The sequence below is a fragment of the Microbacterium sp. Root61 genome (genome assembly GCF_001427525.1).
Classification (GTDB): domain Bacteria; phylum Actinomycetota; class Actinomycetes; order Actinomycetales; family Microbacteriaceae; genus Microbacterium.
Genome location: NZ_LMGU01000001.1, coordinates 2,915,185 through 2,927,128, shown reverse-complemented (window position 1 = coordinate 2,927,128; position 11,944 = coordinate 2,915,185). Strand labels below are relative to the sequence as shown.

Annotated in this window: 9 protein-coding genes; 3 read left to right on the top strand and 6 right to left on the bottom strand. The window is 69.3% G+C overall.

The window, feature by feature from the left end:
- Nucleotide 1: 1 nt before the first annotated feature.
- From ASD65_RS13795 to ASD65_RS13770, 6 genes are all read right to left on the bottom strand, one after another.
- Complete coding sequence (locus tag ASD65_RS13795; protein WP_235566718.1) at nucleotides 2–835, bottom strand: UbiA family prenyltransferase; 834 nt, start codon at nucleotides 833–835, stop codon at nucleotides 2–4.
- Nucleotides 836–949: 114 nt separating this feature from the next.
- A complete protein-coding gene (locus ASD65_RS13790; protein WP_082561775.1) occupies nucleotides 950–3,157 on the bottom strand; it encodes an ATP-dependent Clp protease ATP-binding subunit in 2,208 nt (735 codons plus the stop codon).
- Nucleotides 3,158–3,255: 98 nt separating this feature from the next.
- The gene (locus ASD65_RS13785; protein WP_082561930.1) at nucleotides 3,256–4,932 is read right to left on the bottom strand and encodes a SulP family inorganic anion transporter; all 1,677 of its coding nucleotides are present in this window, start codon (nucleotides 4,930–4,932) and stop codon (nucleotides 3,256–3,258) included.
- A 46-nt stretch (nucleotides 4,933–4,978) separates the two neighbouring features.
- Nucleotides 4,979–5,983 carry a GlxA family transcriptional regulator gene (locus ASD65_RS13780; protein WP_056223569.1) on the bottom strand — a complete coding sequence of 335 codons (1,005 nt, stop codon included), beginning with the start codon at nucleotides 5,981–5,983 and terminating at the stop codon, nucleotides 4,979–4,981.
- Nucleotides 5,984–6,215: 232 nt separating this feature from the next.
- A complete protein-coding gene (locus tag ASD65_RS13775) occupies nucleotides 6,216–7,415 on the bottom strand; it encodes a glycosyltransferase family 4 protein (RefSeq protein ID WP_056223566.1) in 1,200 nt (399 codons plus the stop codon).
- A 4-nt stretch (nucleotides 7,416–7,419) separates the two neighbouring features.
- Nucleotides 7,420–8,649 carry a glycosyltransferase gene (locus ASD65_RS13770; RefSeq protein ID WP_056223564.1) on the bottom strand — a complete coding sequence of 410 codons (1,230 nt, stop codon included), beginning with the start codon at nucleotides 8,647–8,649 and terminating at the stop codon, nucleotides 7,420–7,422.
- Nucleotides 8,650–8,774: 125 nt separating this feature from the next.
- Between ASD65_RS13770 and ASD65_RS13765 the strand changes: the two genes are divergently transcribed.
- The 3 genes from ASD65_RS13765 to ASD65_RS13755 all read left to right on the top strand — a co-directional run bounded on the left by ASD65_RS13765 (nucleotide 8,775) and on the right by ASD65_RS13755 (nucleotide 11,921).
- Complete coding sequence (locus ASD65_RS13765; protein WP_056223562.1) at nucleotides 8,775–9,380, top strand: hypothetical protein; 606 nt, start codon at nucleotides 8,775–8,777, stop codon at nucleotides 9,378–9,380.
- An 87-nt stretch (nucleotides 9,381–9,467) separates the two neighbouring features.
- The gene (locus ASD65_RS13760) at nucleotides 9,468–11,240 is read left to right on the top strand and encodes a SulP family inorganic anion transporter (RefSeq protein ID WP_082561774.1); all 1,773 of its coding nucleotides are present in this window, start codon (nucleotides 9,468–9,470) and stop codon (nucleotides 11,238–11,240) included.
- A gap of 9 nt (nucleotides 11,241–11,249) precedes the next feature.
- Nucleotides 11,250–11,921 (top strand): GAP family protein, encoded by a 672-nt coding sequence (locus ASD65_RS13755; protein ID WP_056223561.1) that lies wholly within the window; start codon nucleotides 11,250–11,252, stop codon nucleotides 11,919–11,921.
- Nucleotides 11,922–11,944: the final 23 nt, after the last annotated feature.

The window sequence follows — 11,944 nt, the reverse complement described above, 5'->3', positions numbered from 1 at the left end:
GTCAGCCCACCAGCGACTGTCCCGCCGCCGCCAACTGCACGCACACCAGCAGCGCCGCCCCCATCACGAGACGGAAGACGATGCGCCCCGGCGGCCGCGCGAGGGCGAGCACGAGTCCGATCACGGCGGTCACCACGACCGCCGCGAACACGCACCACCCGAATACCCCCGGATCGCCCTGGCCGACGAGCACCGCGACGGCTCCTCCGGTCAGGGCGACCGCGGCCAGCACCGCCGAGGTGCGTCGACCGAGCCGGTGCGGCAGCCCCCGCACGCCGGTCTTGGCGTCGTCGTCGAAGTCGGGCAGCACGTTGGTCAGGTGCACCGCGACCCCGAGAGAGGCACCCGCGATCCAGGCCCACGGAGCAGCCGGACGCGGGTCCGCCGCGGCCAGGGTCACCAGGGACGGCAGCAGCCCGAAGCTCACCATGAACGGCACGACCGAGAACACCGTCGACTTTAGCCCCAGGTTGTACGCCCACGCCGAAGCGAGGGCGACGGCGTGGGCCAGCAGCATCCATCCGCTCAGCACGGCCGAGAGCACCAGGGCGCCGGCGAGGGTCGCGAATGCGGCGATCCAGGCGGAGCGGACGGATGCCTCCCCCGAGGCCAGCGGCTTGTCGGTGCGCCCGGCCGCGGTGTCGCGGGGGGCATCCACCGCGTCGTTGGAGAGTCCGACCGACAGCTGACCGAGCAGGATCGCTACCGCCAGCACCGCGACCCGCCAGGCCGGTAGGGCCGAGGCGACGCCGAGGGCGACGGCTATCGCGGTCACGACCAGGCTCGGCCCCGGGTGCGTCGAGCGCCACAGGGCCGTGAGCTTCATCGCCGCCATGCTCCGACCGTAGTGGCAGGAGCTTCAGCCCCGGCGATCAAACGAGACTCGCCCGTCACAATCTGCGCCTTGCAAACTGCAGATCGTGACGGGCGAGCCCGATTTTGGTGTGCGTCAGTCGTCCTCGAGGACGGCCTCGATGACCTCGTCCTCGTCGTCCACGGCGGGTGCCGCAGCCGGGCCGTCGCTGGTGAGCACCAGCGAGGCGCCGTCGGAGGCCACATCCACCCGGACGACATCGCCGTCGCGCACCCCGCCCGCCAGGATCGCCATCGCGAGGCGGTCCTGGATCTCGGACTGGATGAGGCGGCGCAGCGGCCGCGCACCGAAGGCCGGGTCGTACCCGCGCTCGGCGAGCCAGGCACGGGCATCCGGCGTGACGGCCAGCGTGAGCCGGCGGTCGCGCAGGCGCCGCTGCAGAGCGTCGACCGAGAGTTCGACGATCTGCGCGAGGTCGTCCTGGCTGAGGGCCTGGAAGATCACGATGTCGTCGAGGCGGTTGATGAACTCGGGCTTGAAGGCCTGGCGCACCAGTCCCTGCACGGCTTCGCGCTTCTGCTCGAGCGACAGCGTCGGGTCGATCAGGATCGGCGAGCCGAGGTTCGAGGTGAGGATCAGGATGACGTTCTTGAAGTCGACGGTGCGACCCTGGCCGTCGGTGAGACGGCCGTCATCCATGACCTGCAGGAGCACGTCGAAGACCTCGGGGTGCGCCTTCTCCACCTCGTCCAGCAGCACGACGCTGTACGGACGACGCCGCACGGCCTCGGTCAGCTGACCGCCCTGCTCGTAGCCGATGTACCCCGGAGGGGCACCGACCAGTCGCGAGACGGAGTGCTTCTCGCCGTACTCCGACATGTCGATGCGCACCATGGCGTGCTCGTCGTCGAAGAGGAACTCCGCGAGCGCCTTGGCCAGCTCGGTCTTGCCGACACCGGTGGGTCCGAGGAACAGGAACGAACCGGTCGGACGGGCCGGGTCGCTGATGCCCGCGCGCGAGCGACGGACAGCGTCGGACACCGCCTTGACGGCGTCCTTCTGCCCGATCAGGCGCTTGCCCAGCTCGGCCTCGAGGTGCAGCAGCTTCTCGGTCTCGCCCTGGAGCAGACGCCCCACGGGGATGCCGGTCCACGCCGCGATGACCGACGCGATGTCCTCCTCGGTGACGTGATCGCCGACCATGCGGTCTTCGGAGCTCTCGGCCCGCTCTGCCTCGATCAGCTGGCGCTCCAGCGCCGGGATGTCGGCGTAGAGCAGCCGCGACGCACGCTCGAGGTTGCCCTCGCGCTGTGCGCGCTCGGCGTCCATGCGCGCGGCGTCGAGCTTGGTCTTGAGGTCACCGACGCGGTTGAGCGATGCGCGCTCCCGCTCCCAGCGAGCCTGCAGGTCATCCAGGCGAGCCTGCTCGCCCTTCAGGGTCTCGCGCAGCGCCGCGAGCCGCTCCTTGGACGCGTCGTCCTTCTCCTTCTTGAGCGCGAGCTCCTCCAGCTTCAGCCTGTCTACGTGGCGGCGCAGCTCGTCGATGGCGAGCGGCGCCGAGTCGATCTCCATACGCAGGCGCGACGCGGCCTCGTCGACCAGGTCGATGGCCTTGTCGGGCAGCTGGCGGCTCGGGATGTACCGGTTCGACAGGGATGCCGCGGCCACCAGCGCCGCGTCGGCGATGGCGACCTTGTGGTGCGCCTCGTAGCGCTCCTTGAGTCCGCGCAGGATCGCGACGGTGTCCTCGACCGAGGGCTCGCCGACGTAGACCTGCTGGAAACGGCGCTCGAGCGCGGCATCCTTCTCGATGAACTCGCGGTACTCGTTGAGCGTGGTGGCGCCGATCAGGCGCAGCTCACCGCGGGCGAGCATCGGCTTGAGCATGTTGGATGCCGCGACCGATCCCTCGCCGCCGCCCGCGCCCATGAGCACGTGCAGCTCGTCGATGAACGTGATGATCCGGCCGTCGGACTCGGTGATCTCCTTGAGGACGCTCTTCAGCCGTTCCTCGAACTGGCCGCGGTACATCGCACCGGCGACCAGCGCCGAGATGTCGAGCGAGATGAGCTCCTTGTCCTTGAGGCTCTCCGCGACGTCTCCGGCGACGATGCGCTGGGCGAGGCCCTCGGCGACGGCGGTCTTGCCGACGCCGGGCTCGCCGATGAGGACGGGGTTGTTCTTGGTGCGTCGGGTCAGCACCTGGCTGACACGACGGATCTCGGCATCCCGCCCGATGACGGGGTCGAGCTTGCCCTGACGGGCGCGGTCTGTGAGGTTGATCCCGAACTGCTCGAGGGCGCTCTTCTGCTCCTCCTGTCCGGGTGCTTGCGTGGCGTTCATATGTCTCCTGAAATCTGGGATGGCTCAAACTTGAGCCGTGTTGACTCAAGTTTACCAGAGGACGGATGCCGCGGCAATGCGGGGCCGCTGTGAGGCGCCTACGCGCCGTTGCCGCGGGCGATCTCGTCGCGGGCGTCGGCGTAGGCCCGCCGCACCGTCGCTCCGACCCATTCGGTGCTGCGGTAGAGGTTGCGCTCCCCGATGTCGTCGAGCAGTCCGCCGGCATCCAGCTGGTCGATGACCCGCTGCTCGGTGACCACCAGCTTCAGGCTCGACTCCGCATCGCGGAGCTTGTGCGCGAACCGGCGCAGGACGTCGACCAGGGACAGTCCGATCTCGTCAGTGCCGCGCAGCCGCACGATCACCACCGCGCCACTGGATTGCCGGCTCACCTCAGGCAGCTGCTTCTCGAAGATCGGCGCGCTGCCGAAGAACAGGCTGCCATAGGGCTGCAGCACGAGCACGTCGCCTGCCGGCACCACCGGCGGAGGGTCCGACTCGCGCAGGCGCCCGTCGTCCTCGACATGGATGGCGCGCACCCGGACGTGGTTGGACTGCTGCGCGACGAACAGGATGATGCCCAGTCCCACTCCGGCCAGCACGGCGTACTGCAGCGGGACGAGGAGCGTGAGCCCGAACGTCACTGCCATGATCGCGGTGGGCAGCGGACCGGACTTCACCACCGAGTACACCCGACTCGGCTTGATCGCTCCGAACCCGATCACGATGAGCAACCCGGCCAGCGCCGGCATGGCGACGAAGGCGACGATGTCGGCGGCCAGGAAGATGACCAGGGCCATCACCACCCCGGCGACGAAGAGGGCCATGCGCGACTTCGCCCCCGCCTGCACCACGAGCGAGGAGCCCGACATCGAACCGCCCACGGGCATCCCGCGGAACAGCCCGGAGACGATGTTCCCGACCCCCTGGCCGATGAAGTCGCGGTTCAGGTTCGCGGGGCGACCGTCTTTGGTCGGGATCCCGGCCGATACCGCGGCGCCCTGGATGAGCCCGATGAATGCCAGCGACACCGCCGGCACGATCAGATACGGGACATCGGCCAGGTTCGGGAGCACGGGCGCCGGCAGGCCCCGAGGCACGTCCACGATGTCGCGCAGCAGCACCACCGGATCCGGGACCCACAGGTTCAGCAGCACGGCGCACACCGACCCCACCACCACGGCGATGACCAGCCCGAGGCTGCCGACAGGAGTCGAGCGGAGCACGATGATCAACAGGATCGTGATCGAACCGGCGACCAGCGATGCGATGCTCCACTGCCCGATGTGGACGACGAGATCCACCGTCTTGAGCAGTCGATTGGCGCCCTCCGAGGGGTAGCCGGTGAAATTGGAGAGCTGGCCGAGCACGATGTTCATCCCGATCGCGGTGATGAACCCGGTCATCACGGCAGTCGGCACGAAGCTCACGAGACGTCCGCCCCGGAGAAGCCCGGCGATCACCATGATGATGCCGGTGAGCATCGCCAGCGTGTACAGCGCGCGGTCCGGGTCCGGCGCCGACCCGAGGTCGGCGTCCGAGACGACGAGGGCCATTGCGCCGGTGGCCTGAACGGCCATGAAGACACTGCTGGTGGCGCAGGCGGCGCCCATCATCCCGAACAGGAACGCGTACAGGCCGGCGAGCGGGTTCACGCCCGCGAGGAGCCCAGCGGCCAGCCCATCGGGCACCGCTTCGATCCCCAGCACGAGCCCGGCCACAGCGTCCTTGCCGAACGTCTTGCGGGAGAACCACGTCCTCGGATCGATCCGCACCGTCACACCGTAGCGAGGACCGGGCCAACCCGACAGCGTCTTGCGTTCAGGCGACGAGCTCGACGGGCGCGCCCACCGGCGCCTCCGCGCGCATCATGTCCCGCGTGCAGCTGAAGGTGGTGCGGTACGCGGTCGGGGTCGTGCTCAACGCGCGGGCGAAGTTCTGCCGCAGCACCGCAGCCGAGCCGAACCCGCTCTCCCAGGCGATGCGGTCCAGGCCGAGGTCGGTCTTCTCCAGCAGTCGCTGGGCGTGGATGAGTCGCTGCCGCGCGAGCCAGGCGGCCGGAGTCGCGCCGAAGTCGGCCTTGAAGCGACGGGCGAACGTGCGCGGCGACATGTGCGCCTTCGCCGCGAGCTGGTCGACGGTGAGGTCGTCGCGCAGGTTCTGCACCATCCAGTCCGTGACCGGCGCGAGCGAGAGCGACGCGACCTGGGGCAGGGGCTTGTCGATGAACTGCGCCTGCCCGCCGTCGCGCTGCGGCGGGACGACCATGCGGCGGGCGATGCGGTTGGTGAGCTCGGCGCCGAGCACCTGACGCAGCAGGTGCAGGCACGCATCAAGCCCCGCGGCGGTGCCGGCGCTCGTGATGATCCGGCCGTCCTGCACGTACAGCACGTCGGGGTCGACGTCGATCTTCGGGTACATCGCGGCCATCGTGTCGGCGTACATCCAGTGCGTGGTGGCGCGGCGTCCGTCGAGCACGCCGGAGGCGGCGACCACGAACGACCCGCTGCACACCGTGAGCACCCATGCATCGCGGGCGACCGCCCGCCGGATCACGTCGGTGACACGGGGATCGATGTCGCCCCACGTCGAGCGCGGGATCGGGGTGACCACCACCAGATCGGCCTCGTCGGCGAACGCCAGGTCGTCGGTGACGTTGATCGTGAAGCCGAGGTTGCTGCTGACTGCGCCCGGATCGGGCGTGACGATGCGGAAGTCGAAGGGGGTGATGCCCACCTCGGACCGGTCCAGCCCGAACGCCTCGCACGCGAGGCCGAACTCGAAGGGCGCGAACCCTTCCTGCACGATGACGGCTACGGTCTTCATGACTCTCCTGACGACGGATGCCGGGACTGGCAGTTTTCTGTCGATGCGTGGCCATTCTGCCACTCGTGGCAGGACATGCGCAAGCGTAGCGTTACTGCCATGTTCATGGTGATTGTCATTTCAGCGCTTTCCGTCTACGCGGTCGCAGCGACGATCGCCGCCCTCAAGAAGGACGGCTACCACCGCACGCCGACCGACTGGACGCGCCTCCCCTGACCGGGGGTCGTTCCGGCTACCGGCCGCCTAGTGCGCGCCGGTAGACCTCGACCATCGCCGCCGTCCGCGAGGACTGGCGGAACTTCTCCGCGATCTCGGGATCGGGCGACACCGCAGTGCCGGCAGTGATGTCGGTGGCCGCGGTGCGCAGAGTCGCGGCGAGCGCCGCGGTCGAAGCATCCGCCACCTGCCAGAAGCCCGAGCTCAGCTCGGCGGCAATGTCAGGGTCGCTGATGATCGACGGCGTGCCCAGCGAGGCCGCCTCGAACACGGTCATGCCCTGGGTCTCGAAGCCGATCGAGGTCTGCACGACGGCGTCGGCCATCCGGATGCGCCGCAGCGTCTCGGCGTACGAGAGCCGCCCCGCGAAGTGGACGGATGCCGTTGGTCCCCGTCGCGCGACGAGCCGACGCGCCGCCGCCAGCTGTCCACCACCGCCGATCACCTCGATGTCCGCGGCGATCCCCGACACCGCGACCGCCTCCAGGAACGGCAACAGCCGCTTCTCGGGACTCATCCGGCCGAGCCAGACGAATCGCGGTAGCCCCGGCATCCGCTCGGCGGGCGCGGCCAGCGCGGCGTCGAGCACCTCGTCGTCGATGCCGTTCCACACGACGTCCACCGCACCGGCGGCGGGCACGGCGCCGTGCGCCTCGAGGCGATGGGCGAAGTGGCTCGACGGCGCGGTCACGGCCTGCGACCTGGTGGCGAACCGCCGCAGGTACGCCCAGCCGTCCCGTCCGGGCGATTGCTCCGCGATTGCGTGGCGTTGCCAGGCGTTGAGCACATGCAACACGAGTCCGGGGAGCGGCGCCGTCGCCTCGATGCCCACGTCGACGCGGTTGTGCATCGTGTGCACGACCGGCAGCCCGTGGCGCCGGGCGAAGCGGTGCCCGAGGTAGGCGCCCCAGAAGTCGGCCTGCACGTGCACGAGATCCACCGGAGCCCGCTCGGCCATCGCGGCATCGATGAACTCGTCGGCGCGACGACCCGGCCACGACATCGCGTACTCGCGGTCGAGCGTGATCGGGATCGACGGGATGTCCAGGTAGGCGTCCGAGCGCGGTGCCGCGGCCGCCCTCGGCCCGTGCATCGCGGGCGCGACGATGGTGACGGTGTGTCCGGCCTTCTCCAGGAACCGCCGCTGCAGCCGCATCGAGACCTGCGCTCCGCCGAGACTCTCGACGTGCTGATCGCCGAACATCACGACGTGCACGCGGCTACTCCGGCAGCGGTTCGTCGCGGTAGAGCGCCTCGAAGGTGTCGAGCGTCCGGTTGATGTCGTGCACGCTGACCATCTCGAGGGAGGTCTGCTGCATCCGCAGGCGCGTCTCGGGAGTCGCGGTCAGCACATCCGTGAGGCGCGCGGCGAGCTCTTCGGCGTTGCCCGGCTCGAACAGGTACCCGTTCTCGCCGTCGTGCACGAGGTGCGGCAGGGCGACGGCGTTGGCCGCGACGATCGGCAGGCCGGAGGCCATCGCCTCCATCGTCGCGATCGACTGCAGCTCCGCGATCGAGGCGATCGCGAAGACGCTGGCATGCGAGTACAGCGCGCGCAGGTCCTGCTCGGACGCGTGACCGTGGAAGGTGACGCGATCGCCCAGGCCGAGCTGGGTGCACAGCTGCTCGAGGTTCTTGCGCTGGTCACCGCCGCCGACGATGTCGAACGTGACATCCAGTGCCGGGTCGAGCCGGGCGAGGGCCTTCAAGACGACGTCGATGTGCTTCTCGGTCGTGAGACGCCCGACGAACAGCACGCGGTTCGCGTCGCGCGGGGTGAGATCCGGCGTGTAGTTGGACCGGTCGATGCCGCAGCTGATCGGGATGACGCCGTGGATGTCGATCGTCTGCTCGAGGAAGTCGGCGGCCTTGCGCGTGGGGGTGGTCACGGCGCGCGTCAGATCGAACGTGCGCTTCGCGTCGGCCCATGCCAGGGAGATGACGGCCTTGTCGAACACGGGCGGGAGCGTCGTGAAGTCGAGGACGTTCTCGGCCATCACGTGGTTGGTGGCGATGATCGGGATGCCGCGCTTGCGCGCCTCGCGCGCAAGGCCCCGGCCGAGCACGATGTGGGACTGGATGTGCACGACGTCAGGCTTGACCTCGTCCAGTACGCGGCGCGCGTAGTGCTTCGACATCCACGGCAGCACGAACGTCAGCCAGTCGTGCGGGAGGTACCGCCACGCCGGGATGCGGTGCATCGTCATCGGCTGGTCCTCGATGACCTCGGTGAAGACGCCGTGCTGCTTGTGCGTCGCACTCGGGGCCATCACATGCACGATGTGTCCGCGCGACACGAGTCCCGCGGCCAGGCGCTCCGCGAAGCGGGCGGCGCCGTTCACGTGCGGGGAGAAGGTGTCGGCGCCGATGAGCACCGTGAGCGGGGGCCGCTCCGAGGCGGGCGTGACGTCGCCCGTGTTCGGGGCATCGGGCGTCGCGGGGGGAGTCACGGGGTGGTGTGGCCTTTTCTCTGCGGCGGGGCTCGGCACGGGTGGTGCAATCGCCCCCCAACTCTACCCGAGGCGTGTTTCGGGCCTCCCTGCGTCGCCGCAGGTAGGCCCCGTACCCTGGGGGCATGCCACGCCTGCAGGCCGATGCCGCACCCGACCGCTGGGTTCCCGTGACCGAATCGCTGGGCTTTCGCGGTCGACGACACCGCAAGGCCGCGATCAAGATGCTGCTGACCCAGGCGAACCGTGCCGCGGGCGCGACCGAGCGCCCCGGGAGCGGCGTGATGGCCTGGGCGATGAGCCAGGCGGCGCCGATGTTGATGAAGCGCGCCGCAGGCCGCGTGCTGGTCTGGGTGTGGAAGGACGACCCCGAGCTCCTCGTCGTGATGGCGCAGGTGCAGGAGGCCACAGCGCAGCTGCGCACGGCACGGGCGATGATGCCGATGGAGTACGACGACACCGAATCGTTCCGCAATCCGCACCTCGGGGTTGGCGAGAAGCTGGCGATGGCGCTGCCGACCGATGAGCGCACACCGCCGTTCGTGACCTACACGTGGGACACCGGAACGCATTTCGTCACCGTCACCGCCGTGTGCTCCGACCGCGAGCGCTTCGGAATCGTCATCGACGCGGTGGATGCGCTGGCGCGCACCGTGCGAGTGGTCGAGGACCTCACGCTGGGCGAGTCGGCGGAGTTCCTCCGGATCGACCCCTCCCCACCGCAGAAGTAGCGCGACGCGCGGCGCGGCGACGCCGCCACGTATGTCACCGAGCGGGCTGGCCGCGCTAGCCTCATCCTCAGACCCCGGAGGATGACAGTGCAGAAACCTCTCGCCGGACTCACGCGCAAGAACGTGGGCCGTGAGCTGCTGGCAGGCGTGACGCTGCTGGCGATCGCAATCCCGCTGAACATCGGCTACGCACAGATCGCCGGGCTGCCCGCCACCGCGGGCCTCTACGCGCTGATCGTCCCGACCGTCATCTATGCGCTGGTGGTGTCGTCCCGGCAGCTGGTCGCCTCCCCGGATGCCGCAGCCGCCGCGCTGGTGGCGTCCTCGATCGGCGGCCTGGCCGCTGCCGGCAGCGCGAACTACGCGACGCTCGCGCTGGCACAGGCGATCATCTGCGGAGTGATGTTCCTCCTCCTCGCCGTCTTCAAGCTCGGGTTCCTCGCGAACTTCCTGTCCAAGCCGATCCTCGTCGGCTTCGTCGGCGGACTGGCGCTGGACATCATGGTCAGCCAGGTCGCCAAGATGCTCGGCATCAAGATCGACTCCGGCGGCGAGTTCGTCGACAAGATCGGCGGGCTCATCAGCGGCCTGCCGACGACGAACCTGTGGTCACTGCTGATCGCCGCCTGCTCGGTCGCGATCCTGATCCTCGGTCGCCGCCTGCTGGCCGTCGCGCCGTGGGCGCTCGTCGTCCTCATTCTCTCCACCGTCCTCATCGTGGTGACCGGCCTGGACAAGCAGGGCGTCGACGTGCTCGGCGAGGTCCCCGCTGGACCGCCGACCCTCACCTGGCCGGTCATCGAGTGGTCGATGTGGGCGGCGCTGATCCCCTCGGCGATGGCCCTGACGATGGTCACCACCGCCGAGGGCCTGCTCGTCTCCCGCTCGTACGGCGAGAAGCGGCACTACCCGACCAGCCCCAACCGCGACCTGTTCGCGTTCGGGCTGAGCAACATCGCCGCCGGCACCCAGGGCAGCTTCGCGGTCGGCTCGTCCACCAGTCGCACCGCGGCGATGGACCAGTCCGGTTCCCGCACGCAGCTGCCGTCGCTCGTGCTGGCCGTCGGCACCCTCGTGCTGCTGATCTTCGGCACCGCACTGCTCGCGGACATCCCCTCGCCGGCCATCGGTGCGATCGTGGGCGTCGCGATCATCCCGCTGCTGGGCATCAAAGAGTTCACCGCGCTGTGGAAGCTCGACCGGTTCGAGTTCTGGATCGGCGCGGTCTGCTTCCTCGTCACCCTGTTCGTGGGCTCGATCCCCGGCATCCTGGTCGCCTTCGTCCTCGCGCTGATCAACCTCGCCAAGCGGGCGGCCGCCCCGGCGATCGACGTCCTCGCCCTCAACGACAACCCGGCCGACTCCCTGCTGGAAGAGGCCCCGCACGGCTCCGTCACCGCTCCCGGCGTCATCGTCGTGCGGATGGCGGCACCGCTGTTCTTCGCGAACGGCGACGTCTTCTCGCAGGCCGTCAAGTCCGCCGTCACGAGCGCCGGCGGCGCCGCGCACGTGCATCACGTCGTCATCGACATGGAGGCCGTCACCGACGTGGACGTCACAGCCAGCGAGTCGTTCGCTGCGCTACGCGAATGGCTGGGCTCCGAGGGCGTCGAGCTGTCATTCAGCCGTGTGCGCTCCGGCGCGCGCGAGCGTCTGACGCGTTTCGGCGTCCTGCAGCACGAGACCGTCTACGTGACCAACCGCGCAGCCGTCGCCGCCCTCACCCCGCCCGTCGGATGGCGCGAGAAGATGCGCATGCGCCTCTTCGGCGACACCCACCAGGACAGCGAGTCCGGCATTGCCAGCACGGATGCCGCGCCCCTGACCGGACCGATCAACATCACCAAGAGCAGCAACTAGGAGTTCCCCATGGGTTCAGTCATCGGGGAGATACTCCCCCTCGCCCTCGGAGTGGCGATCAGTCCCATCCCGATCATCGCCGCCATCCTCATGCTCCTCTCGCCGAAGGCGCGCGTCACGAGCGTCGGGTTCCTGATCGGCTGGGTCGTCGGGATCGTCGTCGCCGTCACCGTGTTCACGCTGCTCGCCGCCATCATCCCCGCCGCAGACCCGGACGCCTCCAAGCCGATCCAGGCCGTGATCCAGCTCATCCTGGGCGCTCTGCTGCTGCTCCTCGCGATCCGCCAATGGCGCGGTCGCCCGAAGGCCGGCGAAGAGGCTGCCCTGCCGAAGTGGATGCAGGCGATCGACAAGGTCAACTTCCCGCTCGCGCTGGGCCTCGGCTTCCTGCTGTCCGCGGTCAACCCGAAGAACCTCCTGATGGCCGCCGGTGCAGGGCTCGACATCGGTGCCGCCGCTCTGCCCACCGGCCAGGTCGTACTGGTCATCGCGATCTTCACACTGATCGCGGCATCCACCGTCCTGGTGCCGGTGATCGGCTACCTGATCGCCGCCGACCGCCTGCGTGCTCCGCTGGACGCGCTGCGCGGATGGCTCGCGAAGGAGAACGCGATCATCATGGCCGTCCTGCTGCTCGTCATCGGCGTGTCGATGATCGGCAAGGGCATCGGCAGCTTCTAGATCACTACCGACATCTCAGAGAG

Excerpts from the sequence above, each read along its gene's own strand:
- ASD65_RS13795 (WP_235566718.1), bottom strand. The coding sequence starts at position 835 with ATGGCGGCGATGAAGCTCACGGCCCTGTGGCGCTCGACGCACCCGGGG.
- ASD65_RS13790 (WP_082561775.1), bottom strand. The coding sequence starts at position 3,157 with ATGAACGCCACGCAAGCACCCGGACAGGAGGAGCAGAAGAGCGCCCTC.
- ASD65_RS13780 (WP_056223569.1), bottom strand. The coding sequence starts at position 5,983 with ATGAAGACCGTAGCCGTCATCGTGCAGGAAGGGTTCGCGCCCTTCGAG.
- ASD65_RS13765 (WP_056223562.1), top strand. The coding sequence starts at position 8,775 with ATGCCACGCCTGCAGGCCGATGCCGCACCCGACCGCTGGGTTCCCGTG.
- ASD65_RS13755 (WP_056223561.1), top strand. The coding sequence starts at position 11,250 with ATGGGTTCAGTCATCGGGGAGATACTCCCCCTCGCCCTCGGAGTGGCG.